We start from the raw sequence: 24,907 nt of genomic DNA on the forward strand, positions 1-24,907 counted from the left end.
CAGACCGCCGACCTCAGTCGGCCGCCGCCCAGCGCTGCAGGGCCTCCACGTCCCTGATGACGATCACCCGCCGCGCCGTTTCGACCAGCCCGACGGCCCGCAGCTGCCCCAACCCACTGATGACCGCATTGCGTGTGACGCCGATCGCCTGCGCGACCTCTTCCTGGTTCAGCCCCGTCAGCCGGACGGCGTTGCTCTCCGCCATCTGATCGGTGAGCACGGCCAACCTCAGCAGTGTGCGCGCCAGCCGCACGACCAATGGCAAGGTCTGCAGTTCGGCTCGGTGGATGTCGGACTCGCGCATCCTGGCGAGTGCCTGGCGCATCAGATGCATGACCAGTCCACGCTCCTCGACGAACTGGACGAAGCGCTGTGCGTCCAGAACGACTGCAGCGCAGGGCGTCAGGGCAACGACGTCCGCCGTCCGCGAGGTCCCGTTGAAGACCGAGACTTCTCCGAGGAGGTCCCCCGGCCCTCGAAACGCGAGCCACGTCCTGGCGCCATTCGGTTCTCGGCAAACCACCTTGGCCAACCCGGAGGTGAGGGCGAGGAGGTGCGTCCCCGGGGATCCCTGCCGCAGCATCACGCTGCGCTCGGAGTACATCCTGGTCACGCCTTGACTGCGCAGGTCGCGCCAGACTTCATCGGACAGCACGCGTCGCCTTCCCATCACGCCCGCATCGGTACACATCGGCCCCCGAGTTGTACGCCGATGTGGCCGGCAGTATCGGCGCACGGGTGATGTTGACCGGAAGTGGTCGTGCCACTTCGACTCAGCGGCAACCCGCACCGAAACGCCCTCTGCCTGGGTAAAGTTCGGGGCCTGCGGTCCACGACGTCGTCGGGTGGTGGGGTGGGAAGGCAATTCTTCATCGCCTTGGGGAGCGGCAAGTACTGCCACCTTCCGAAGGAAGAGCAGCTGGCCTCCGTACCCGGGGACGTACGGGCGACGACCGAGCTGTTCCAGGCGTTCGGCTACACGGCTGTGTTACCGGGTCTGGGGGACTACGAAAGCGCCGACCAGATACGTCGGAAACTGACCCATTGGTCGTCCGATGCCGATCTGACGGCCGATGACGTCGTCGTCGTGTACTTCGCGGGCCACGGCTCCGTGGAGGAACGGGACCGCCACTACCTGCTGTGCTGGGACTCGCAGGAGGACGACCTCGTCTCCAGCGCCCTGGCCACCGAAGACCTCGTACGCATCCTCTGCCGCGGCGAGCTGCGTCACCTACTGCTCATCCTCGACACTTGCTCCGCAGGAGCGGGCAGCGCGGATGCCGCTGCGGTCGCTCTCCAGACGATCGCCTACCGGAGCACCTCCGGTCACACCTCGACTGGCCTGTGGTTCCTGGGCTCGGCCCGGCACAAGGACATCGCGGAGGACGGCATGTTCGTCACGGCCCTGATCGCGGCCGTCGAAACCACTGCAGACAGGACCGGACAGCGCCAGCAGTACCTGGACCTGACCGAACTCGTCAAGGCGGTCAACGAGCAGTTCGACACCGGAGGCCACGGCCAGCGAGCCGAGCTGGCCAGTGGACTGGTAACCGGTCTCGCACCGTTCCTGGCCAACTCGAACTACCGGGAGGAGCTTCCGCCCCAGGGAACTGATCTACAGGTCCAACGACGTGTGGCCGATCGGGACCTGGACGAGCACTTCGGCCCCCGCTCCCGGGGAGTGGAGTTCGAGTCCGAACAGGGCCTGTACTTCAGCGGGCGGATCCGGGTGCTGTCCGAACTCGTAGCCTGGATCACCTCGCCCCGAGGCGACGGTCGCGGCAGGGTCGTCACCGGCAGCCCCGGCTGCGGAAAGTCCGCAGTGCTCGGACGGATCGTCGCCCTTTCGGACTCCGGGTACCGGGCTCGTCTGGACCTCTCCGATGTCGACACTTCGACTGTGCTTCCCGCCGGATGCGTGTCGGCAGCGGTCCACGCCCGCCACAAACGGCTGGAGGAGGTAGTCGAACGGATCGCGACCGCGTTGGACACCCGTACCGAAGGCCCCGCTGCCCTGCTGCAGGAGCTGACACGGCGCGGGCGTCACGGGGCACCCATCGTCGTTGTGGTGGATGCCGTGGACGAAGCGGGTTCGGATACTGCGGCGGACGCCGGCGGCCACGGCGAGCCTCGCCGGATCACTCGCGAACTGCTGCGACCCATGTCGGAGATTCCGGGCGTGAGGCTGCTCGTCGGAGCCCGCCACGAACTCGTGGGCCCACTGGGGCGCACCTTCACCGTCATGGACCTGGGTCAGGAAGGCTACCGGGCGACTCAGGAGGACGTGTCCGGCTATGTCTCACGGATGCTACTCGCCAGCGACGAACCCGAGATTCCGACGCCGTACCGACATCAAGCCGATCGCGCCCGTACGGTCGCCGACGCGGTGGCGGCGAAGGCAGCCGGCGTCTACCTCTACGCGAGGACGACGGCACGCACCCTGCGTTCCGACGGATCCACCGTCGACACCAGCCGGCAGGGTTGGGCCGAGGACCTGCCCAGCGAGGTGGGTGAAGCCTTCGATGACTATCTGGCTCGCTTCGGACCGGACGAGGCCCGGGTGCGACGCATGCTGCTCGCGCTGGCCTTCTCGGAGGGCAAGGGGCTGCCCCGGGGCCACGTGTGGACCACGCTGAGCTCGGTGATCTCAGGGGTTCCCTGCACGGAGGCGGACATCACTTGGGTCCTGGATGTGGCAGAGGCGTACGTCGCCGAAGTCATCGACGATGACCGAAGGTCCGCGTACCGCCTGTACCACAAGGCGCTCGCCGAGCATCTGCGTGCCACTGCCGATCGGTCGGCGGAGCAGGTCCAACGGTCGATCGTGCGAGCTCTGCGCTCGCTCGTCGCCAAACCGGTCGACGGCTCGCCGGGCTGGTTCGGTGCCGTCGGGTACGTCCGTCATCATCTGGCCACCCACGCAGCCGCGGGCGGCGTGCTGACCGATCTGATCGAGGATCCCGGTTTCCTGCTGGCCAGCGATCCACGAGCGCTCCTCACGGCCTTCTCCTCCATCGAGGGCGATACCGCGCGGCGCATCCGCAGCGCGTACGAACAAGTGGCGCACCGGCTTACTCCTGATCGTCCGCTCGGAGCCCGTGCCGCGGACCTGCAGCTCTCTGCCCGACGGTGCGAGGCCGATCCATTGGCCGACCGCATCGAGGACCTGTCGCTGGAACGTCCCTGGGCCGCGAACTGGGCCTGGTGGTCCACGAGCGGTGTCCACCGGCTGCTGGCCGGCCATACCCGGAACGTGAGCTGTGTTGCCGTGGGCGCGCTGGACGGTCGTCCCATCACCGTCACCGGCAGCATCGACGGCACTGCACGTGTCTGGGACCTGACCGCTCAGCAACAGATCGGCGACCCCCTGTCCGTCGGCATCGCCGTCAGCGCCGTAGCCATCGGCGATCTGGGCGACTACACCGTGGCTCTCACCGGGGGCGAGGACGGCACGGTCAGGGTTTGGGACCTTTCGGCCGGCCAGGAACACGGAACTCCTCTGCGCGGGCACACCAACCGGGTGGCGAGCATCGCGATGGGGGCCCTCCACGGCCGACCGGTGGTATTGACCGCCAGTGCCGACGGCACGGCACGGTTGTGGGACCTGCAGGATCGGTGCCAGCTGGGGAACGACCTGACCGAGCACCGTCGTTCCGTGCTCGCCGCAAGCTTCGGAGAACTCGATGGGCGGCCGATCGCGGTCACCGGCGGTGACGACAAGGCTGTGTACGTCTGGGACCTATCCGAGGTGATCGACGGTGGGAGCGCTCGCGTGGACGGCAGCCCACTCATCGGCCCGGCGATGGGAGTCTCGGCAGTGTGCGTAACCGAAGTCGACGGCCGGACCATCGCTCTGGTCGGCGACCAAGCAGGCATGCTGAGTCGCTGGGATCTACACGATCGGCGTCAGGTCGGGGAGCCGGTCAGCGCCCACGTCTACTACACCCGCAGTGGAGTGACCTCGGCTGCCGCCGGCCACTTCGAAGGACGCCCAGTGGCCGTGACGAGCGGCCGCATGGAGGCACGGCTCTGGGACGTCCGCACCCTCCAACAGGTCGGTCCGCCGCTGCGCGGTCACGTCGGCGACATAACGGCGGCAGCACTGTTCGACCGGGACGACACCGCCCTCGCCGTAACGGTGAGCCAGGACCGGACGGCTCGAATCTGGGACCTGACTGCGGACCAGCCCTCAGAAGGCCACGCCCGACCGGTACTGGCTGCGGCCTACCACTCGTACCAGGGCCGGGACCTGGCTGTCACCGGGAGTGAGGACGGATCGGCTCGCCTGTGGGACCTGGCCACCGGCCAGGAGTGCGCTTCCCCACTGGAGGGCCACACCGGACAGGTCATGGCCGTCGCGGTCGGAGAAGTGGGTGGTTCACTCGTCGTCGCCACGGGCGGGTCCGACACCACCGTCCGGTTGTGGGAGCCATTCCGCGCCGGCAACTCGGCCACCCCCCTTCTCGGTCACACGAACGCCGTTCGATGCGCCGTCTTCTGCGATCTCGACGAGCGGACCGTGCTCCTTACGGGAAGCGACGACGGAACGGTGCGCCTGTGGGACGCACGCGACGGCACCGCTCTCTGCCCACCACTGTCCGGTCACATCGGAGGCATTCGGCACCTGTCGGTCCGCACTGCCGGACGCATGCTGGAGGTTGCCCTCTGCACTTCTTTGGACCACGGGTACCTGTGGCGCATCACCCCCGGGCCGAACCACCCGGCCGCAACGCCCCACGGCCACTTCGACGCGTCCGCGCTCACGCCCGACGCCCGGACCGTAGGGGTTGGGTTCCACCAGGGGTGCCCCGTCGTCATAGTGATCCTGGACGGAAACGCGGTCCATGTCCGGGATCTGGAGACCTCCGCCCCCATCGCAGGTCCCTTTGCAGGTCACACCGGTTTCGTTACCGCAGCCGCGCTGGGCCGGATCGGCAGCAGGACAGTCATCACCACTACCGCGTACGACAACACCTTGCGCACGTGGGACATGGTGTCCGGTACGGAGGAGGGCCCGCCTCTGGAGAGTTGCAACAACCTTTCGCCGGGGGCACAGGTTCCTCCTGTGATCGGGCTCATCGGCAACATTCCGGTACTGATCGGGATCGGCTCCCAGCACGTCCGCTTGTGGAACTTGACGACCATGGAACCAATGGGCGAGCCACTGTGCGGCATCGAACACCACCTCCTCTCGGCCGACATCGCCCATGCCGCCGACGGCCGTGCCGTAGTGGTGACAGGAAATTTCGATGGTTCGGTGCGCGTCCACGACCTGGACAACGGCCGTCAAGTCGCTGCCCATCTGGCCTCCGGATCCCCGACGACCTCCAGCGTCTCCACGGAGGTCCTGGACGACGACATCGTCGTGGTCCGCAGCAACTGGACGGACGTCGATGTCTGGTCCGTCAGCACCCGTCGGCGGCTGTGGAAACGGGCCGGACCCGCACAACTGTCTTGTGTGAGCACCGTCGGGGGACGGCCCGTGGTCTTGGCCGCGGACGCGGACTACACCCTCAACGCGTGGGACCTGGAGACCCAGGCGCTCGTCTGCCCTCCCATGGCGGGACACACCGCCTTCGTCAACGCACTGCGGGTCGGGCACACGGAGGCGGTGCCGATCCTAGCGAGCGCCTCGTACGACGGCACCGTGCGCCTGTGGGACCTCCGGACCGGCCGTCCCCACGAGGAGGTCAGGAACGGCTACGCGATGGGAGCAACCGCTTTGGACTTGGCCGTCATCGGCGGGCGCGGCCACCTGCTGATCGGGTCCGGTGACGGCCGGGTCACCATGGAGCCGATCGATGGCCCCGCATCCTGCGCCACCGAGCTGGACAGATTCCCTGCTTCGGTGAGACGCGTCCGTGTGGCGACCGTGGACGACACGCCGACCCTCGTTGCTGCCGACGTGTACGGCCTGGTGCGCGTCTGGGATCTGGAAGCGCGTGCTCTCCGAGCGGAGATCAACGTTGGCAGCGGAATCAACGGAGTCGCCGTCGACACCACCGGACAGATATGCGTGGCGACCGACATGGGGTTGGTGGCACTCCGCATGACTCCTGCAAGTCGTAGAGATAGGGGGGAATCCCGATGACCCGTGTCGTCTTGGTCCACGGCATCGCGCAGCAGTTGAAGGGGCCCGAGACCATCACCGAGGCGTGGCTTCCGTCCCTGAACGACGGACTCGCCATCTCGGGCTCCGACACGCTGCCGCGTCAAGACGTCTCGGTTGCCTTCTACGGTGACCTGTTCCGCCGGCCCGGCCACCGCGGCTTGGGCGAGCCGCCCCTCGACGCATCGGACGTTGAACCTGGACTTGAACACGAGCTGCTCCTCGCGTGGTGGCAGGCAGCAGCGGACGCCGAGTCCCCTGTACCCGGGCCGGATGCCCCTGCCCGGCTGCGAACCCCACACATCGTCCAGCGAGCGCTCAACGCGCTCAGCCACTCGGCGTTCTTCGCCGGCCTCGCCGAAGGCGCGATGATCGGCAGCGCACGCCAGGTCCGGCGCTACTTCACCGAGCCGGAAGTCCGTCGGGCTGCCGGAGAACGCCTGGCTCGCCTGGTCACCGGTGAGACGACGGTGATCATCGCCCACTCCCTGGGCAGTGTGGTCGCCTACGAGACGTTGTGTGCCCACCCGCAGTGGCAGGACCTCACACTGATCACGCTCGGATCTCCCCTCGCCGTACACGGCCTCGTGTTCGACCGCCTCCGTCCCACCCCACACGCAGGAACGGCCCGTTGGCCTGTCCCCGTGAAGCGCTGGATCAACATCGCTGATCACGGAGATGCCGTGGCACTGGTCAAGGAGCTCGCGCCTTCGTTCGGAACCCGTGTCCAGGACTTCACGGTCAACAACGGCGCGCATGCCCACGATGTCCGCCCCTATTTGACCGCGCGGGAAACCGGGCTGGTTCTCGCAGAATCGCTCGGCTGAGCCGTTCGTTCCAGCCCGGGAGGGGCGCCAGTGACCGTCCGCCTGCTCACCGGACGGTGGCGACTTGTGACCGGATCGATCAAGCAACAGTTGTCAGGCCATGAGGACCGGAACAATTCGTCGAGGCATGCCAACGCCGCGGGACGCCAACGTCCGGAAGGTGATGACGGCCCAACGCAACCGGGACACGGTGCCGGAGCTCGCCTTGCGACGCGCTCTTCATTCCCTGGGCTTCCGCTACCGCGTGGACCTGCCCATCCCGGGGATGCCGCGCCGCCGCGCTGACGTCACCTTCACCAGATGGCGAACCGCAGTCTTCGTCCAAGGGTGTTTCTGGCACGCGTGCCAGAAACACCTGCACGCTCCGAAGCACAACTCCGAATGGTGGCAGCAAAAGCTCGGGGCCAATGTCCGCCGTGACGAGGAGACCGATGCCCACCTCATGCAACTGGGGTGGCTGCCACTGCGGATCTGGGAGCACGAAAGCGTGAGCGGCGCCGTCGGGAGGGTGACCGCGGCCCTCGCTTCTCGTGATCATCCACGAGCACTTCGCCTGAGGGGCCAGAACATGGCCAAGTGACCCGGCTTAGCCCGACCACTCGAAGAGAGCCGAACAGCATCATCGTCCCCGGCGATGGTTTGTCTTCAGCATCAGAGGTGCGTTGGAACGGTCGTACCCGAACGGTCGATTCGGATGGCCGGGATTCACTTGCGGGCTGTGAGTTCGGCGAGGAGGGCCACGACCGTGGCGGCTCCCACGACAGCCGCACCAACTTCTGGTGCGTACAAAGTCACGAGAGTGACGACGGCACCGACCAGCAGAAGCACAGCAACGTGCCCACTCACGGGTTCCATGGCATATCACCTTCCTGGCGGGAGAGAACCGGATGCATCCAGCGTGCGCCCCTCACGGACGACCTTGACGACCTCGAACACCACCTGACGGCTTCGGCCAAAATCTCTCCCCGACCGACACGGTTTCAGCCGAGAGGCGGGATTTCAGGGCATACCGGTCTCCCCATCTGGTTGACAGGATCTGACACACGCTGACGGGGGGAGAACCACATGGCGGGCATCCAGTCTTGGAGGAAGCCGGACCTACAAGAGCGTCCCGTCCTCAAGAGGCTCAACGACGGCCTGCACGACCTACGACTGGACGCTGGACTTCCTTCCGCACGAACCATTCGTGATCGGGTCGGGAAGGACGCACAGGACTACTGGATCGTGAACCACCAGTCAGTGCTGGATACCTTCCAGAGGCCGGATCTCCCCAAGCTTGGCCGCCTGGAGCTCATCGTCGCCGTCCTGGCCGAGGACTCGGGCCGAGACGAACCCGATCACGAGGTCAAGCGGTTCAAGAACCTGTGGAAGCAGGCGTACGACGAGACCGTCACGCACGCATCCGTACAGCCTCCAACCGAACCCACTCTGTCCGACGCGAGCGACGAGGCGCGATTCCCCACCGATCATGCGGATGGACCGCCCGACCGTGACGCCGAAGGGACACATCAACAAGGTGCACAGGACACATCAGCCGAGGCGGGGGGCCCACCCGGCACCGGCCAAGCGGCTACACACGTCAACTACGCCGAGGAGTCCCTGAAGGGACTGATCATCAACGCGGCGCAGGCTCTTTGGGACGACAAGGATGCGCTGAGGATCTTCCTCGGTGTCGTACGCCGTGGTGAGGGGTTCATTTCGATGGCTGACGCAGTGGCCGAAACCAGACCAGCAAACGCCACGTTCTACGGGGTCAAGAGCAGAGAGTTCGAGGTGGCCCCCTCGTCGGCGCGACATGAACTGGTCATGCTGCGCCGCCTTCTCGACAAGCACAGGATCAAGCGACAGTGGTCGTTCACCTACTTGGGAGAGAAAACAGGAATTTCGTCAGATGCCTGGATCCGTTGGTACACCCACGACGAGCTGCCGGATCGGGAGGCGGTCGTCGCCTTCTCTCATGTAGCGCATCTGATGCTCGAGGACCACGTCCTTCTACTCGGGCTGTGGGAAGCGGCCCACGAGGCGCTGGAAGCGCAGCAAGGCTTCGAGGACCTGCCGGAACGGATCACGTTCGACGAAGCATGGTTGATGCGGGATCCGGCAGCGCCAACCTCGTGGGCACTCGCGGGGGTCACGGGAGAGGCGTCACGTGCGTGCGGGCCTGACCTCGCAACCGGCACAGCTCCCACATTCGTCGTCGTGGGGCCACCTGGGTCAGGGCGTTCCACAGCACTGGTGAACATTGCACGCTCTCTGGTCGGCTCCAAAGCTCGCGTCGTATTGGTCGCCCCTAAAGCGTCACCGTTGCGGGACCTGACCGGCCAAAGTGGGGTGTTGGACTGCCTCGTACGCGACACCCTCGGTCCCGACGAACTCGAAGGAGCCCTGTCGTCGGCGTCTCCCGAAGAGCCTGTCGTCGTGGTGATGGACGATGCGGAGCTCCTCGACAAGTGCGAGGCATCACGTCTGCTCAAGAGTGTGGTGCATCACGGATTCGAAGAAGGTACGGCCCTGGTGGTGAGCTGTCGCGAGGACAAACTCCCGTTCGGCCTTGGCTGGCTCGAAGAGACGAAGAAGGGCCATCGCGGCCTCCTATTGTCCCCGCAAGAGCGGAGCACAGGCGATGTGGTCGGCATCAGAATCGGCGACTCCATCACTGGCTGGCCCATCGCCCCCGGTCGGGGCTGGCTGCACCTCGGGGACGGCAAGCTCGTGCCTGTCGCCGTGCCGGAATGATGCAGCTCTGAAGCCGGCCAACCGCTGAACCCTCTAGTTCCGACTCCCGGGCGCCGTCGATCACAGCGACTGGACCGCGAGTACCTCTCGAACCTGGCTGGCCGCTACTCTTCCTGGCTGCCTGGACAGCTAGCGCGAGCTTTCGGGTCGAACCGACGAAATGATCTACTCCCGAGAAACGCTGGGTCAGAGGCCTGGGGTGCGATCTCGGGCGACCCCTCCACTTGGTCGATGAGATGCCCCGATCCTCACGCAACGGCGCCCGTGCAGTGACAGACTCCCCGCAGCAGCAGGGGAGGCTCCATGGGTTTCGGTTTCCGCGTTGGTGTGCCCGGACTGAGTGTGCGCGTCTCGACAAGGGGTGTACGGACGTCCGTCGGGCCGCGGATGGCACGCGTGAGCGTGGGCGGCGGGCGGACGACGCTCTCGTCGGGGATGGGGCCCCTCTATGCCTCTACCGCACTGGGCGCCGGGCGCCGCCGGACCAATACGAGTCGGACGACCCGCTCCGGCTCGCGTCCGCGGACGGCCGGGCCTTCGAGCGCGCAGCTCGAACGGGTGCGCCGGCAGGCCGAGCGGGCCCAGCAGGAGGCGGAACGGGATGCGGCTATCGCACACTTGCGGGAGCTGCGGCAGCAGATGACCAGCGTGCACCTGCAGTCCTTCTCCCCCGTGCACCCGCCGGTGGTACCCGGACCCCCGCAGCTCGGGCTGCCCTGGGCTCTGGCCGAGGCCAAGGCTTTCCACCTGGCGGGGCTCGGCGTGTTCGCCCGTGCCGAGCGCGCGGCGGCGAAGCTGCGGGCCGAGCACGACGCTCCGGGGTACCTGGCTGCCGAACAGGCGCGGTTGCACGGAGTCCATGCGGAGCTGAACGACGAGGCACAACAGTGGTGGCAGGCCCTCGTCGCGAACGACGAGGCGACCGTGTGCGAGACGGTCAACTACGCCTTCTCCGACAACCCCGCCGCCGGCTGCGCGGTCGGGGTCGACGGCTCCGTGATGTCCGTGGTCATGCGGCAGCACGACATCGACTCACTGCCCGACCAGACTCCTGGGGTCACCTCCAGCGGGCGCCCCACGCTGAAGACGCTGACCAAGCGGGACCGGGTCCTGTGGTGGCTCACGGCCATGGGATCCAACGTCGTCGCCACCCTCAAGGAGGGCTTCGCCGTAGCGCCGGGGATCACCGCGATCGACCTCGCGGTGATCACGCGCATGCCGGACACCCAGCGGCTGGGGTTCGTGGCGTACGGCCGGTGGACCCGCCAGGCCATCGAGTCGGTCCCCTGGCGGCAGCCGGAGGACGCGCTGCGGTTCCTCGACATCGGCCAGGACATCGCCTGCGCCGTCGGCACGACCGCCTCCGGAAATCTTGCGAACACCATCAAGCCGCTGGACACCAGTCGACTGCCCGGCCTGCAAAGCCTGCTCGACGATGCCCAGGACGATGCCGCCTCCGTTGACGCCACGCTCGCCGGCCTGGATGGCGACCTCCTCGCCAACACCCCGGCCACTCACGATGCGCCGGCCCCGGACCACTACCGGATCCACACGTTCGCCGAGTGGAGGACCCAGACCCCGTCGGCGGCCCAGCCGCCCGCCTTGGGCCAGCCCGTACTCGCTGCTCCGACGACGCTCACGCCGGGGCAGAACCTCACACTGCCCGACGAGGCATGGGAAGGGTTGACCGTCGCATTCAGTTTCGCCGGCGCGGATGCCGACCTCACGCTCTTCCTCACCGACGCACAGAGCCGGGTCTCCTCCGACGAGGACTTCGTCTTCTACAACCAGCCGTCCGCCGCCCAGGGGGCCGCTCGTCTCCTGGGCAAACAGAACGATGGCACCCACTCCGTCGAGCGCGCCGCCATCCACCTCGCGGCCCTGCCTGAGCACGTCCAGCGCATGACGATCGCGATCAACATGGACGTCGACACCGGACTGACATGCGGCTCCCTCACCCATGCAGAACTGTCCATGGGATGCACCACTACCTCCTGGACCTTCCAGCCTCCCGCCGACCCGGCCATCCGCGCGATGGTCGTAGCGGAGCTGTACCGGTACAGGTCCGCCGAGGGTCGGCCGGTTTGGAAGCTCCGAGCAGTCGGGCAGGGTTGGGCCGACGGACTTGATGGTTTGGCCAGAGCTCACGGAGTAGATGTGGGGTAGCCCATTGTGTCGACGCTCGGCAAAGGTGGAGGCCTTCCGCAACTTCCCCCAGCCGCAGCAGACGACATACGTGAACGCTCCGTAGCGCTCCCTGCAGCCCATGTCGCCCCGCTGGCCAGCGGTGAATCACTTTCGGAGGCACCCTCTGCTGGGGAGAATTTGGGGAGAATGAAGCCGCGTTGGGGAGCGGCTGGGGAGGATCGGCCGCACAAATTGGCAACGCGGCGAAAGGGCCAGAAAGACAGATCGCCGCAGATCAAAGACCCTCTCCGGAGGATTTCCGCAGGTCAGCGGCGTGAGGGTGACGACTTCAAGAAGATCTCCTCCTGGGCTGCCATTTTGTTTGCTCCCACACTCGTCGGAACCATCTACGGCATGAACTTCGAGGACATGCCGGAGCTGCAGTGGGCGGCCGGCTACCCCTTCGCGATCCTCCTAATGGCAGTGGTCTGCGTCAGCCTCTACGTCATCTTCAAGAAGCGCGACTGGCTGTAGCCGGTGCGTCGCGACGGTTGATCAACTCAGCTCTCGCGAACGTCAAAAATTAGCCCGCTGGCCCCTGGGGAGGCTCTGGGGAGAATGGGCCCGGCAATGCGGCAGGGCACTCCCCCGCACCCTGGCGCCGACCCTCTAGCGCCACCGACCGTCCTCGGCAGCACGCGCCTGCGGTTGGCCGGCTGCGGCATCGGCTGCCCCGGACCGGTTCGAGCAGGCGGCCCGGCCACGGGGGTACCCCTGCGGCCGGGAGAGACCCAGACCGTACGGCTCTACTTCGCCGACCCGTACGGCATCCGTCGGACCTCCCGGCCCTCCAACGGCACCACGACCCCGCAGCAGGCCCTCAACCTCCTCCTCGAAGGCCCCACGGAAGCCGAACGCACCCGCGGCCTGAGCAACCACATCCCGCTGCGGCCCGGCCAGGTGAGCGCCTTCGCGGCACGAGGTGCGATCGACCTCTACGTCCCGCTGGGCATTTCGACCGGGGAGCTCGACAACACCGCACTGAGCCAGATGGTCTGCACGCTCGCGCACACCAAGACCATCATCGACACCCCACCCGACAAGGTCGTCATCCGTGTCCACGAGAACAGCCCGGTCGGGTCACCGGACAAGGACCCGCCCTTCCCTGTGCGCTGCGGCCCGCAGTCCGTAGCCGTTCCCGCGTTCGGCGCCGACCCGAAGGCCCCCCCGGCAACGCATCGGGAACCGTACGGCCCGACGGAACGTAGGTGCGGTGTTCGAGCCGAGCGGCACCACCGGGGTCACGGGCCGACGGTGGCGGGGGGCGGGGTCCAGCGGTTCTTGGGCGGCAGCATCGTGCTGAGTCCGAAATCGCTCTTGAGCTGTTCGGGAATGGCGTAGTGCATGACGCGGCCACGGGTGAGCGAGGAGAGTTCGAGGATGCTGGTCAGGTGTCCGATCCGGTCCAGGGCCCAGGCCGCCAGGGGGGATCGGTCCTCGATGGTTTCCAGCACTCCCAGGAGGGCGGGGGCGACCTTGACGACCGAGTCCCAGGTGGTGCGGGGCACGTTCAGCCAGTCGGCGCAGGTGTCTCCGATCAGGTAGCGGATCAGCGCGGAGACGACGGGGTCGAAGAGGGTGCCCGGTACGACTTCTTCGTAGAGGTCGATGAGCTGGCGGGTCAGCTGGACGCCTTCCTCGCTGGGACCCATGTGGCGGGTCATGTACAGGTCGGAGAAGGCGCGGGCCTCCGCAAGGTCCTTGGGGACGTGGTCCTGGTCGATGCCGAGGATGGCACCGACCACCCGCCAGGCGTAGTAGTAGGACTCGGCGCCTTCGTTGCTCATGTGGATTCCGAGGCGGTGCAGGGCGTCGAGGACCTGGATCGAGAACATCATCTGGCCGCCGATCATGTCCTCCTGACAGATCGGGACGCCCAGCTCGGCAGTGTCCCAGCGGTCCTCGCGCCGGAGGTGGTGGCGGATGGAGGCGTGCAGCAGGCGGACCTTCTGAGCGGCGGGAAGGAACCGGCCGCCGGCTTCGAAGGCATCGGGCTGCATGAGGTAGACGGTGAACTGGCCGGTCTCGGCCATCCGTTTGGAGGGGTACTTCAGCGAGTGGGTGGCCGAGAGCAGTTTGGCGACGTGGGGCACGACGTAGCAAGCGGGCATCGAGGCGAACGACAGGGCGGTGGAGATGTGCACGTTGTTGTCGATGAAGAACAGCCTGGCCTTCTCCATCTCGTCCCAGTCCACCCAGTCCGGCGGCGCGCTGGTCGCGTGCAGGTACTCGCGGGCGACGTCGGGCAGACCTGCGGGAAGGTCTTGGCCGACGGTGGAGACGTAGCGCATCAGAGAGTTGAACTTGCCGACCTCCCCGCGCTCGAAGAGCGTCGCCACGGTCGCGTCGGCGAGTTCATCCCCGTAAGTGCGCAGGGCGTCCATGGATTCCGGGGTGTAGGTCATCGTGCTGCTCCGGTGACGTGGCGTGGGGATCAATAGGTGCGGGTGGCGGCGTGCGTGGCCAGGGCCGACAGTGCGCGGTGGGCTTCGGAGGTCAGGTCCGCGCCCGCCAGGGCGTCGTGCGCCGTGCGCAGCCGGACGGTGATCATGTCTTCGACGCGGGTGACGGCCCCGGTGCGAAGGGCGATCTCCCGGACCTCTTGCACCTCCTGCCCCGTGAGGCCCGCCTGCCCGAGCAGGCGGTGCAGCTCGCGGTGTTCGGCTGGGGTGGCGGAGGCGAGTGCGTGCGCCATCAGAGCGGTGGGGCGATTGCCGGTCAGGTCGTCGGCCGGGTCCTTACCGGTCCGCTCGGGGTCGCCGAACAGGCCCAGCAGGTCGTCCCGCAGCTGGAACGCCTCGCCCAGTGGCAGCCCGTAGTCGCTGTACGCCCGCAGGAGCCGGGGTGGGGCGCCCGCGAGCAGTCCGCCGATCTGCAGCGGGTGTTCGACGGTGTACTTGGCCGTCTTGTAGCGGATCACCTTGACCGACGCCTCGGGATCCGGTTCGGATCCGGTGTGCAGGACCTCCAGGCATTCCCCGGCCACCAGTTCACGGGCCATGACCGCCCACATCGGCCGGGCCCGGGTGAGGAAGGCACCGGGCAGGCCCGAGGTGGTGAACAACTGACCGGCCATCGACATCAGCAGGTCCCCGACCAGCATGGCCAGGGCCCTGGCGCCGGCCTTCGGCCGCCCGTGGTCCGCGAGGGGCTCCCGCAGGGCGATGTGCGCGGTGGGTCGCCCGTGCCGGGTTCGGCTGTGGTCGATCAGGTCGTCGTGCACCATGGCGGCCGCATGGACGAGTTCGATCGCGGCGGCGGCTCGGACCAGCGCCTCGCTGTCGGGCTGGCCGGCTCCGCGCCAGCCCCAGTAGCAGAAAGCCGCCCGGAAGCGTTTTCCGTGCCCGGTCGCGGCGTGGAGCTGCTCCGACACCGGCTCCAGGCAGTCGTCGACGTCGGCCAGCGCCTGCGCTTCCGCCGTGACGAAAGCGCCGAGGACCTGGTCGACGCGCTTCCTCAGCAGGGCGTTCTCTTCGTGTTCACTCACTGCCGTTGTCCGCCCGGGAGCGTGCGGTCACCGTGCGGGCCAGGACCTCCAAGTGCGCCGGGGGCGGGGCCGCGTGCCGGTCGAGGAGCAGGCGGCCCCGCGCCTTGGTCTCCTCCTGGCCGTCAGCCAGAAGCTCCGCGAGGTCGGCACGGCGCAGCAGGCCGCTGACACCGCCCACCGCACTGCTCAGCCCGCTGAAGGCCAGATCGGCGAGGCCGGCCACCAGGGCCACCGCGTCCTGCCCGAGGCCCGGCCCACGGCCGTCATGGTGTGTCACAGCAAAGTCCCCCCGCATGGCAAGTACCGCCAAGCTTCCGGCCGGTGGCACGGAGCAGCACGAGGCGGTGTTCGGTACGCCTCGGTACGATTCTGCGCACGGGCATGCGGCCGGCGGAGGTCCTATCCCCTATCGAGTGGTTCTTGCGTGAAGCCCTCGCCGGATCGGCCGCAGCCGGGATAAGCGAGGAAACACTGCGTCTTGACGTTGACAACGTTGTCTAGAGACAAACTGACCCGGTTAAGTGATGGCGGCAAGCCCGACGCCACCACCGTCCTGTGCCGGTGAGCGGCGGGCTGAGACCTCACCCGTTTGCCGTAACCCGCCGGGCTGTGGGGCCGGTCGCGCCGTACGTTCGCTCCTGGGGGGCGTTGGCGATCGAGGAGGAATCCGTGGGCGAGCAACCGAATGTCCTGGTGCTGTGGGGCGATGACATCGGCATCACCAACCTGAGCTGCTACAGCGACGGCCTGATGGGGTACCGGACGCCGAACATCGACCGGATCGCCGAGGAGGGCATGCGGTTCACCGACTACTACGCGGAGCAGTCCTGCACAGCCGGCCGCTCCGCCTTCATCACCGGCCAGAGCCCGTTCCGCACCGGGCTGTCCAAGGTGGGCATGCCGGGGGCCGCGCTCGGCATGCGCCCCGAGGACCCGACGCTCGCCCGGGTGCTGAAGGCGTCCGGCTACGCCACCGGGCAGTTCGGCAAGAACCACCTGGGCGACCGGGACGAGCACCTGCCCACCATGCACGGCTTCGACGAGTTCTTCGGCAACCTGTACCACCTCAACGCCGAGGAGGAACCCGAGGAGCGCGACTACCCGACCCCGGAGGAGTTCCCGGACTTCCGTGAGAGGTACGGGCCGCGCGGCGTGCTGCGCAGCTGGGCCGACGGCAAGGGCGGCCAGCGGATCGAGAACACCGGTCCGCTGACCCGTGAGCGCATGAAGACCTGCGACGACGAGTTCGCCGACGCGGCGCAGGACTTCATCCGGCGCCAGCACGGCGCGGACAAGCCGTTCTTCCTCTGGTTCAACACCACGCACATGCACTTCCGCACGCACGTCAAGGAAGAGATCCTCGGTCAGGCCGGGCGCTGGCAGTCCGAGTACCACGACGCGATGGTCGACCACGACCGGCTGATGGGCTCGATGCTCGACGTACTCGACGAACTCGGTATCGCGGACAACACGATCGTGGTCTACGGCACGGACAACGGCCCGCACGCCAACACCTGGCCCGACGCGGCCACCACCCCGTTCCGCAGCGAGAAGAACACCAACTGGGAGGGAGCCTTCCGGGTCCCCGCCCTGGTTCGCTGGCCCGGGAAGATCGAGGCGGGCACGGTCTCCAACGAGATCGTCTCGGCACTCGACTGGCTGCCCACCTTCGCCGCGGCGGCCGGCGAGCCGAAGATCGTGGAGAAGCTGCGGGCGGGCTGCACGCTGGACGGACACGAGTACAAGGTCCACCTCGACGGCCACAACCTGCTCCCCTACCTGACCGGCCAGGAGGAGAGCGGCCCGCGCAAGAGCTTCTTCTACTTCTCCGACGACGGTGAGCTGACCGCGCTGCGCTACGACAACTGGAAGCTGGTGTTCATGGAGCAGCGCGCTCCGGGCACGCTGCAGGTCTGGGCCGAGCCGTTCACCGTCCTGCGCGTCCCCAAGATCTTCAATCTGCGCACGGACCCCTTCGAAAGGGCCGACGCCACCTCGAACACGTACTTCGACTGGATGATCAGTCACGCGTTCCTGCTGGTGCCGGCGCAGCGGGTCGTCGGGGAGTTCCTGGAGACCTTCAAGGAGTTCCCGCCCCGGCAGAAGGCGGCGAGCTTCAGCATCGACCAGGTCTTCGCCAACCTGTCCGCGGGCATCACCAGTGCCTGAGATGACCTCCGTCATCCCGGGAGGGATGACGGAGCTGACCGGCGGCCGCTTCCGCATGGGCTCCGACCGGCACTACCCGGAGGAGGCGCCCGCCCGCGAGGTGGGCGTCGGCGCGTTCGCCATCGACCGGTTCCAGGTGACCAACGCGCAGTTCGCGGAGTTCGTCGCCGCCACGGACTACGTCACCGTGGCGGAGCGCCCCCTGCGCGCCGCCGACCACCCCGGAGTGCCGGCCGCGAGGCTCGCCGCGGGCTCACTGGTGTTCCGGCCGACGCGCGGGCCGGTCGACCTGCGCGACCTGAGCCAGTGGTGGGCGTGGACCCCGGGTGCGAGCTGGCGGCGACCGGAAGGGCCCGGCAGCGGGCTGCGGGGCCGCAAGCAACTGCCGGTGGTTCATGTCGCGTACGAGGACGCAGAGGCGTACGCCGCCTGGCGCGGACAGCGGCTGCCCACCGAGGCCGAGTGGGAGTACGCGGCGCGCGGTGGACTGGCCGGTGCGGACTACACCTGGGGCGAGGAGCCCCTCCCGGGGGGCCGACGGCTCGCGCACTGGTGGCAGGGCGACTTCCCCTGGCGCAGCACCCGCCCCGGAGGCGTCTACGGGCCCGCCCAGGTCGGGAGCTACCCGGCCAACGGCCACGGCCTCCACGACATGGCGGGCAACGTCTGGGAGTGGACGGCCGACTGGTACGCCGCACCCGAGGGGGCCACGGCTCCCTCGTGCTGTGGCCCCACCGAGGCCCGGGGCGGTACGGAACAGGGAAGCGTCGACCCCTCCCAGCCCGGCAGGCCGGTGCCGCGCAAGGTCGTCAAGGGCGGATCCTGGCTCTGCGCGGACGAGTACTGCCGGCGGTACCGGCCCGCCGCCCGCAGGCCCCAGCCGGTGGACACCGGCATGAGCCACATCGGATTCCGCTGCGCGGCCGACCTCGTCCAAGGATGAGGCTGCGGCTGCGGCTTCGGCTTCGGCTGAACGGGTCGCGTCAGGCGCCTCCCGGGACGGAGCACCGTCCCGGGAGGCGGACGCTCGCCCAGACCGTCTTCCCCTCCGCCGTGTAGCGGACGCCCCAGCTGTCCGTGAGGTTCGCGCAGATGTAGAGTCCCCGGCCGCCCTCGTCGCCCTCCCGGGCGTGCCTGAGGTACGGGGCCGTGAGGGAGGCGTCCGTGACCTCGCAGGTCAGCAGGTGCGGTTCCCGTATCAGCCGCAGGGCGATCGGCGCGGCTCCGTAGCGGATGGCGTTGGTGACCAGTTCGCTGACGACCAGCTCCACCGTGAACGGGTCGACCGGTGTCCCCCACCGCTCCAGGCAGCGGGCGGCCTCGCGACGGGCCTCGGACACGCCGGCCGGGTCCGCCGGCACGTCCCAGGCGGACACCTGCTCGTCGGGAAGGCGCCGAGTACGGGCCACGAGAAGCACGTCGTCGGGATCGAGGAGCGTCAGCAAGGAGTCCGCCATGTCCTCGGGGCTCTGGTCCGGATGCGACAGCGCCTGCGTCAGCCGCTCCACGGGAAGGCCGGGCGCCGTGGTCCCGCGCGAGGCCAGGCACACCGTACTGCCCGCCGGGAGGATGTACGCGGCGCTGGGAAACGGCGGCCCCCCGGCGCCGAGGAGCGGTCCGACCGGAACGGGCGCGGGCTCCACGGAACCGTCCGGGCGCACGGTCAGGACGAGGCAGTCTCCCGCCCGGGCGATGTCCAGCCGCCCGCTCACCGGGTCGTGCACCGCGATCACGCAGCCGGCGGCGGGTTCCGCGACGCCGGTGAGCCCGCGCTGTTCGCGCACGAGCCGACGCGCGGTCACATGCAGGCGGGCCAGCAGTTCGTGCGGTTCCAGATCCAGGGCGGCCAGCGTGTGGACGGCCGTCCGCAGTTGGCTCATGGTGGCCACCGCGTTCGCTCCGGACTGGTCCACCCGCCCCGCCACCAGGGCGACGCGCGCGGAGGACAGTGCGATGGTGTCGCACCAAGAACCGGCGCCGCGGCCTTCCGGACGGTGCCGTTGGGAGACCTCCGCGGCGTTCTGCGTCCCCGCCGGCTGCCGGCGGGGCCAGCTCTGCAGAGCGGTCATGACGATGTGCTCGCGGGAGTGCCGCAGGGCGTTCTCCAGGCACAGTGCCGTGCGGGCGGCAACGCTCGCCGCCAGCGGGAGGTCCTCGGGGACGAACGGATCGCTCCCGGGCGGCCGGTGGAAGGCGACGGCGCCGAGCACCTTGCCCCGTACGGTCAGGGACGCCACGAGGGCGTACGACGACGGGGCGCCCTCCGGGGAGGTGCGCAGCACCGTCGGCTCGCCCGGCAGGTGCTCGCCGAAGAGACCGGGCAGCAGTACGGAGCCGACTCCCGGAAGGTGGTCGGCCCCGTCCGGTCCACCCGTGGCGGCGCAGCGCAGGACCGGCGCCGCCGACCGCACCGACAGGTCGGGGTCCGCACCGCGCAGCACGTCGTCGGTCAGCGCGACCACCACCGAGTGCGCGAATTCCGGCACCGTGACTTCGACCAGATCCTGCGCGGTGCGCAGCACGTCGAGGCTGCGGCCCACGCGCTCTCGCGCGGAGTGCAACAGGCGCAGGCGTCCTTCGGCCCGTTCCCGTTCCGTGACGTCGACCGCAGTGGTGACCACACCGATCGGCCGGCCCCCGCGATCCGTCAGCCGGAAGGTGGAGGTCGAGAAGACGTGCTCCCGGTCGGGATCCGACGGCGGCCGGCCCCGTACGAGGACGTCTCGCCTCGGATTCCCCGTGGCCAGCACGTCGCGCAGGGCGTCCTCGTCCAGGTCCGCGGCGAACGGCGCGTACGCCTCGGACACGGGCATGCCGATGACCTGGTCCTGTGTGACGCCCCGCATCCCGGCGGCCACGGTGTTCACCCGTACGACGCAGAGGTCCGGGTCCAGGACGTGCAGCCCGACCGCCGATTGGGTGAAGACGGCATCCAGTACGGCCTCGTCCAGCCCGTGCAGGGAAACGTCGTCCGCATCGGACGGCTGGGGGGAGGACATGTCCACCTCGGCTTCCCGGATGCGGGGATGTTCCGTTTCGGATCCTCGCATGGCGGCCGGGGACCCGCATCCCGCCGGAGCGGCTACGGCCCCGTGCCGGGCCGGCGCCGAATGGCGGTGTCCGCGACGGTGAATTTAGCTGAGTGCCTGGATCCGAAGAGCGGGAGAGGCGAGGACGCGTCATGAGCCAGGCCGATGATGCCGGGAACGGTCCGCTGTCCGAGGGCGAGAGAGCCGAGCTGTCCGAACTGCGTCGCCGCGTGGGCGCGCTGGAAGCCCGAGGAGCCGCCACACCCGGGAAGCACCGGGCGCGCTCGTTCCTCGCCGTGGTGCTGATCACGATCGCGGCGATCCTCGCTCCGCTGAGCGTGGTCGCCGTCTGGACGAGCGACATCGTCGGGGACACCGACCGCTATGTGGCCACCGTGCAGCCCCTGGCCTCTGATCCGGACGTCCAGGCGGGCGTGACGAATCGGGTCGCCGGCGCGGTCATGGAGCACGTGGACGTGCCGCTCCTGCTGGAGCAGGTGGCCCCCGACGACCGCCCCCGGCTCGAAGCCCTGCTCGGCAGGCTCGACGGCCCCCTGACCAGCGGACTACGGGGGCTGGTCGAATCGGTGACGTCGAAGTTCGTGGCGAGCGACGCCTTCGCCACCCTCTGGACGGAACTCAACCGCAGGGCCCATCAGACCGTGGACAAGGCGCTGACCGGCAGCGGAGGCGGCACGGTCGAACTCAAGGGGGACACGGTCACGATCGACCTCGCCCCCGTCGTGGAGCAGGTCAAACAGCGCCTGGTCGACAGCGGACTGACGGTGGCTTCGAAGATCCCCGAGGTGCACACCGACTTCACGGTCATGACCTCCGACCAGATCGGCAAGGCCAAGACCGGCTTCCGGCTCCTGCAGCTCATGGGCGCATGGCTGCCGGTCATCGCGGTCGTCATCGCCGCCGGCGGCGTACTGCTCGCGGCACGCCGACGCCGGGCCCTGATCACCGCCGCGCTGGCCGTAGCGGTCACCGTCGGGCTCCTGGGCATCGGGCTGCACGTCTTCCGTACGTTCTACCTGGACGCCCTGCCCGCGTCGGTCAGTCCCGCGGCGGCCGGCTCGGTCTACGACGCCCTCGTCCGCTTCCTGCGCACCAGTGTCCGTACGGTCGTCACGCTGGGCGTGATCGTGGCCGTGGGCGCCTGGCTCAGCGGCCCCGGCGGGCGGGCCGTCAGGGCGCGGCGGATGTGGCGCTCCGGGATCGGCGCCGTTCGGGGAGCGGCGGGCCTGCCGACCGGCCCGGTCGGCGGCTGGGTCCATCGCCGCAAGACCTGGCTGAACTGGGGCGTGGTCGTACTGGCCGCCGTGGTCTTCGCGGTATGGGACCACCCGACCGGCATGGTCACCTTCTGGTTGGCCGTCGGTGCGCTCGCGGCGCTGGCCGTCGTCGAGTTCCTCGCATCGGACGGTGCCGCGTCCGGGAAGGAGGCGCCGGCTGGGGTTGTGGGTTCCGGAGGCAGGCCGTAGGTGGAGGAGCTCTCGGGGGCCCTGTGCCGTGCTCTTCGGCCCGCCGTCTCCCCGTTCCGTTCAGGGGGCGTCGGGGTAGATCCGCGCCCAGTCCTCCCTGACGCTGACGGTCAGCCACGCCTGCCGCTCGGCCTCGGCCAGGGCGCGCTCCGCACCCGCGTCGTAGGGGATGTCGTCCCGGGTGCCGTCGTCGTGGTGGACGAGGAGGGCCAGACCGCGGGGCGCCGAGGCGGCGTACGTGAGCATTTCGACGTCCCCGTTGGAGTTTCCGCAGGCCAGCACCGGGCGGCGGCCCAGTCGGCTCCAGATCTGCACCGGTTTCTCCGGACCGTCGTCCAGCACCCGGATGGCGTCGCCGTAGACGACGGTCCGCCGGGTGTCGGACCAGCTCGCATCGGCCGTGGACCCGATGACCTGCTCGGGCCGAACTCCGTACACCTCGGCCGCGATGACCCGCATGAAGTCGCGCCCGCCGCCGGAGACGATCACGGTGGCGAACTCTCTGTCCCTCAGATGGGCCAGAAGTTCCAGCATCGGCTGGTACGCGCACGCCGTATAGGGGCGCCGCAGGACCGGATGCGGAGTGGTACGGAAGAAGCCCCGCACCATCGCGGCCACCGCATCGGTGTCCAGGCCGCGCTGCGCGGCGATCACCGCCTCGGCGAGGACCGGCAACCGGGTGTCGTCCCCGGCGTAGTGGTCCGCGACCACGGAGGTGATCCACGCCGGATCGCCCGCACGTACGGAGGCGTACGGTTCACGGTCCGCCAAGGCGGGATCTGCCTGCGCCATCTGCCGCCACCGCTCGGAGAGGTAGTGCAGCTGTACGGGCATCGGCTTCTCCGGCCAGAGCGTGCCGTCGTTGTCGAAGACGGCGACCCGATCGGAGGGCTCCAGGAAGTGCTCCCCCGCGGTCGTCACGGCCTCGACGAAGCGCAGCAGGGCCGTGCGGGTCGCTCCGTCACGCCAGGACGGGAGCACTGGACGACTCATGAGTGGATCCTCGGGTCCGTACCGGGCGGTGCTGCGATGCTCATGGCCCTCACCGTGCCCCAGCCCTCCGCGGCCCGCGGGCAGCGACGCGCTCGGGCCGCGGGATGCCGCCGGACGGTCTAGCGTCGTGGCGCCGGCCCGGCGGGATCCCGAGGTGCTGAGCAGGGCGCCGTCCCGCACCCTGTATGAGGGAAGGAGCTGCACCATGTCGACTTCTGGAGGAACGCCGATGAGCGTGAGCGGCACACCTCGCGACACCGGCACGCCGCGCCCTTCCTGATGGCGGATGGCGAGCCCGGAATCCGTCGACGTCGCGCGGACGGGGCCGACGCGGCGGACAAGGACGTCGCGGCGGACGAGCACGTCGCGGCCCGAGACCAGACGGCAGGCGCTTCCGGTCGGAGCGTCGCCCTTCGGCCGTCTTGGTGGCGCGCGAAGTCCCGTGACGTGACGGTGACCGCGCGGCGACTGCAGCACGGTGCCGAAGTCCGCTTCCCCGTGATCACGCATCTGACCGCTCGGATGCTCTCGGTGAACATCCTGGACGCCGCCACCAGGCTGGCGGCCCAGTGTTTCCTGACCGCGGTCCCGCTCCTCTTCGTGTTCGGCTCCTTCGCACCGCAGGGGGTGCAGAACCAGCTCCTCAGTTCCGTGCGCGCCGTCTTCGGCCTCGAGGGTGCCGCGAACGACCAGCTGGAGCAGGTGTACCAGTCCGGCACCGAGTCCTTGCAGGAAGCCACCGGCGTCGTCGGGTCCTTGATGGTGGTGCTTTCCGCCACGGCGGTGAGCCGTGCGATGCAGCGCTTGTGCATGCGTGCGTGGGCGATTCCCAAAGGGGGAATGAAGGTCGCCCCGTGGCGTTGGTTCGTCTGGATCGTCGTATGGCTGGCCGTCCTGGTGGTGCAAGCTCCGCTGCGCGACGGTTTCGGCATCGGGCTGTGGTTGGGTGCTCCCCTCACGTTGCTGTGCCAGACGGCCTTGTGGTGGTGGAGCCAGCACCTGCTGTTGGGAGGCGCCGTCCGCTGGCTTCCGCTGCTGCCCGGTGCCGTCCTCACGGCGTTCACGGTCACCGCACTGTCTGTCGGGGCCCAGTTCTACATGCCGGTGGCGATCAACCGGACGATGGCCGAATACGGGTCGCTGGGCCTGGTCTTCACCTTTCTGTCGTGGCTGATCGTCGTCTGCGCGGCGGTCGCTGTCAGCATCACCGCGGGTGCCGTTCTCGCACAGGAAACGCACCTGGCCCACCGCCTGGGGAGCCCGCCCGCACGGTTGGGCGAATGAAGCCGGGCCGGGGAGCTCACGCCTCGGGATCGTCGCCGGCGCCCCCTCGGGCCTCACGTTCCTCCGGTACGGATGAGGACCGACGTCGTTCCAGCCCGAGCTGTACCGCGCCCACCATGACCTTCGCGATCAGGCCCACCAGGATGAGATCGGCCACCATTTGCAGCGACGTCAGCACCCGGGCCGTCTGCGAGACCGGCACGATGTCGCCGAAGCCGACGGTGGCGAAGACGGTCAGCGTGAAGTACAGGGCGTCGGTCCTGCTGAGCGGTTCCGAAAAGGCATGGACTCCCTGCTCGCGTGCGTACAGGAAGTACGTGGCCGCGAAGAGCAGCAGAAAGATCGGGACGGCAGTGGTCAGCACCTCGATCGCACGCAACCGGGGGTGCGGCGAACGGATGATGCTGACCGCTTGCAGGGCGAGCAGTGCGCCGATACCCAACAGGCCCAGGACGAGCCCCGTGACGGTGCGCTGGTCGAGGCCCCGGTCGAAGGGGAGCAGGAAGTACCCGGTCGTGGTGGCCGCCGCCACGACCGTGGAGCGCAGGAGTGGCAGGAGCAGGCGCACGTGGTGCGGGTGAAGCCACCGGCCCCGGTCA

Annotated in this window: 17 protein-coding genes and 1 pseudogene; 11 read left to right on the top strand and 7 right to left on the bottom strand. The window is 68.7% G+C overall.

All coding sequences use genetic code 11. The annotated features are described in order from the left end of the window. Positions 1-13 precede the first annotated feature (13 nt). The gene (locus AC6CKD_RS27190) at positions 14-655 is read right to left on the bottom strand and encodes a Crp/Fnr family transcriptional regulator (RefSeq protein WP_498330727.1); all 642 of its coding nucleotides are present in this window, start codon (positions 653-655) and stop codon (positions 14-16) included. Between the two features lie 105 nt (positions 656-760). Between AC6CKD_RS27190 and AC6CKD_RS27195 the strand changes: the two genes are divergently transcribed. From AC6CKD_RS27195 to AC6CKD_RS27225, 7 genes and pseudogenes are all read left to right on the top strand, one after another. Next, positions 761-6,091 (top strand): caspase family protein, encoded by a 5,331-nt coding sequence (locus AC6CKD_RS27195; protein ID WP_498330729.1) that lies wholly within the window; start codon positions 761-763, stop codon positions 6,089-6,091. Next, complete coding sequence (locus AC6CKD_RS27200) at positions 6,088-6,936, top strand: hypothetical protein (RefSeq protein ID WP_498330731.1); 849 nt, start codon at positions 6,088-6,090, stop codon at positions 6,934-6,936. The genes AC6CKD_RS27195 and AC6CKD_RS27200 overlap by 4 nt, the downstream gene beginning before the upstream one ends. 127 nt (positions 6,937-7,063) lie before the next feature. Further along, the gene (locus AC6CKD_RS27205) at positions 7,064-7,516 is read left to right on the top strand and encodes a very short patch repair endonuclease (protein WP_498330732.1); all 453 of its coding nucleotides are present in this window, start codon (positions 7,064-7,066) and stop codon (positions 7,514-7,516) included. A 485-nt stretch (positions 7,517-8,001) separates the two neighbouring features. Beyond that, positions 8,002-9,672, top strand: coding sequence for an ATP-binding protein (locus tag AC6CKD_RS27210; RefSeq protein ID WP_384002265.1), 1,671 nt, complete (start codon positions 8,002-8,004; stop codon positions 9,670-9,672). 639 nt (positions 9,673-10,311) lie between these two features. Continuing rightward, positions 10,312-11,838, top strand: a complete 1,527-nt coding sequence (locus AC6CKD_RS27215; protein ID WP_498330734.1) for a TerD family protein — start codon at positions 10,312-10,314, stop codon at positions 11,836-11,838. A gap of 309 nt (positions 11,839-12,147) precedes the next feature. Next, positions 12,148-12,333, top strand: a pseudogene (locus AC6CKD_RS27220) (CorA family divalent cation transporter); the annotation flags it as partial. A 96-nt stretch (positions 12,334-12,429) separates the two neighbouring features. Continuing rightward, on the top strand, positions 12,430-13,200 hold the full coding sequence (locus AC6CKD_RS27225; protein WP_498330735.1) for a hypothetical protein: 771 nt from the start codon (positions 12,430-12,432) through the stop codon (positions 13,198-13,200). On the opposite strand, the gene AC6CKD_RS27230 is transcribed toward AC6CKD_RS27225, so the two are convergent. Genes AC6CKD_RS27230 through AC6CKD_RS27240 form a run of 3 tightly spaced genes read right to left on the bottom strand, consistent with a single transcriptional unit; the run spans position 13,101 to position 15,623 of the window. Then, entirely contained in the window at positions 13,101-14,264 is a 1,164-nt protein-coding gene (locus tag AC6CKD_RS27230) for an oxygenase MpaB family protein (protein ID WP_498330737.1), read from the bottom strand. The genes AC6CKD_RS27225 and AC6CKD_RS27230 overlap by 100 nt on opposite strands. Positions 14,265-14,293: 29 nt before the next feature. After that, positions 14,294-15,346, bottom strand: a complete 1,053-nt coding sequence (locus AC6CKD_RS27235) for a polyprenyl synthetase family protein (RefSeq protein ID WP_498330739.1) — start codon at positions 15,344-15,346, stop codon at positions 14,294-14,296. After that, complete coding sequence (locus AC6CKD_RS27240; protein WP_498330741.1) at positions 15,339-15,623, bottom strand: polyprenyl synthetase; 285 nt, start codon at positions 15,621-15,623, stop codon at positions 15,339-15,341. The genes AC6CKD_RS27235 and AC6CKD_RS27240 overlap by 8 nt, the downstream gene beginning before the upstream one ends. Positions 15,624-16,015: 392 nt before the next feature. Between AC6CKD_RS27240 and AC6CKD_RS27245 the strand changes: the two genes are divergently transcribed. Both AC6CKD_RS27245 and AC6CKD_RS27250 read left to right on the top strand, forming a co-directional pair. Beyond that, the gene (locus AC6CKD_RS27245) at positions 16,016-17,515 is read left to right on the top strand and encodes an arylsulfatase (protein WP_498330742.1); all 1,500 of its coding nucleotides are present in this window, start codon (positions 16,016-16,018) and stop codon (positions 17,513-17,515) included. A 1-nt stretch (position 17,516) separates the two neighbouring features. Then, on the top strand, positions 17,517-18,458 hold the full coding sequence (locus AC6CKD_RS27250) for a formylglycine-generating enzyme family protein (RefSeq protein ID WP_498330744.1): 942 nt from the start codon (positions 17,517-17,519) through the stop codon (positions 18,456-18,458). Between the two features lie 40 nt (positions 18,459-18,498). On the opposite strand, the gene AC6CKD_RS27255 is transcribed toward AC6CKD_RS27250, so the two are convergent. Beyond that, positions 18,499-20,514 (bottom strand): SpoIIE family protein phosphatase, encoded by a 2,016-nt coding sequence (locus AC6CKD_RS27255; protein WP_498330745.1) that lies wholly within the window; start codon positions 20,512-20,514, stop codon positions 18,499-18,501. A 182-nt stretch (positions 20,515-20,696) separates the two neighbouring features. Here AC6CKD_RS27255 and AC6CKD_RS27260 point away from each other — a divergent pair, with 182 nt between their 5' ends. Next, positions 20,697-22,031, top strand: a complete 1,335-nt coding sequence (locus AC6CKD_RS27260; RefSeq protein ID WP_498330746.1) for a hypothetical protein — start codon at positions 20,697-20,699, stop codon at positions 22,029-22,031. Positions 22,032-22,091: 60 nt separating this feature from the next. Here AC6CKD_RS27260 and AC6CKD_RS27265 read toward each other — a convergent pair whose 3' ends face one another. After that, positions 22,092-23,024: an HAD family hydrolase gene (locus tag AC6CKD_RS27265; protein ID WP_498330747.1), complete on the bottom strand. Its 933-nt coding sequence runs from the start codon at positions 23,022-23,024 to the stop codon at positions 22,092-22,094. 279 nt (positions 23,025-23,303) lie between these two features. Here AC6CKD_RS27265 and AC6CKD_RS27270 point away from each other — a divergent pair, with 279 nt between their 5' ends. Next, positions 23,304-24,308, top strand: a complete 1,005-nt coding sequence (locus AC6CKD_RS27270) for a YhjD/YihY/BrkB family envelope integrity protein (protein ID WP_498330749.1) — start codon at positions 23,304-23,306, stop codon at positions 24,306-24,308. 16 nt (positions 24,309-24,324) lie between these two features. Here the strand turns inward: AC6CKD_RS27270 and AC6CKD_RS27275 are convergent, their stop codons facing one another. Next, entirely contained in the window at positions 24,325-24,840 is a 516-nt protein-coding gene (locus AC6CKD_RS27275; protein ID WP_498330751.1) for a potassium channel family protein, read from the bottom strand. Positions 24,841-24,907 lie beyond the last annotated feature (67 nt).

Source organism: Streptomyces sp. GQ60 (assembly GCF_059758875.1).

Coding starts and splice junctions, on each gene's coding strand:
- AC6CKD_RS27200 (WP_498330731.1), top strand. CDS start 6,088: ATGACCCGTGTCGTCTTGGTCCACGGCATCGCGCAGCAGTTGAAGGGG.
- AC6CKD_RS27205 (WP_498330732.1), top strand. CDS start 7,064: ATGCCAACGCCGCGGGACGCCAACGTCCGGAAGGTGATGACGGCCCAA.
- AC6CKD_RS27210 (WP_384002265.1), top strand. CDS start 8,002: ATGGCGGGCATCCAGTCTTGGAGGAAGCCGGACCTACAAGAGCGTCCC.
- AC6CKD_RS27215 (WP_498330734.1), top strand. CDS start 10,312: ATGACCAGCGTGCACCTGCAGTCCTTCTCCCCCGTGCACCCGCCGGTG.
- AC6CKD_RS27225 (WP_498330735.1), top strand. CDS start 12,430: ATGCGGCAGGGCACTCCCCCGCACCCTGGCGCCGACCCTCTAGCGCCA.
- AC6CKD_RS27230 (WP_498330737.1), bottom strand. CDS start 14,264: ATGACCTACACCCCGGAATCCATGGACGCCCTGCGCACTTACGGGGAT.
- AC6CKD_RS27250 (WP_498330744.1), top strand. CDS start 17,517: ATGACCTCCGTCATCCCGGGAGGGATGACGGAGCTGACCGGCGGCCGC.
- AC6CKD_RS27255 (WP_498330745.1), bottom strand. CDS start 20,514: ATGTCCTCCCCCCAGCCGTCCGATGCGGACGACGTTTCCCTGCACGGG.
- AC6CKD_RS27260 (WP_498330746.1), top strand. CDS start 20,697: ATGAGCCAGGCCGATGATGCCGGGAACGGTCCGCTGTCCGAGGGCGAG.
- AC6CKD_RS27265 (WP_498330747.1), bottom strand. CDS start 23,024: ATGAGTCGTCCAGTGCTCCCGTCCTGGCGTGACGGAGCGACCCGCACG.
- AC6CKD_RS27270 (WP_498330749.1), top strand. CDS start 23,304: ATGGCGGATGGCGAGCCCGGAATCCGTCGACGTCGCGCGGACGGGGCC.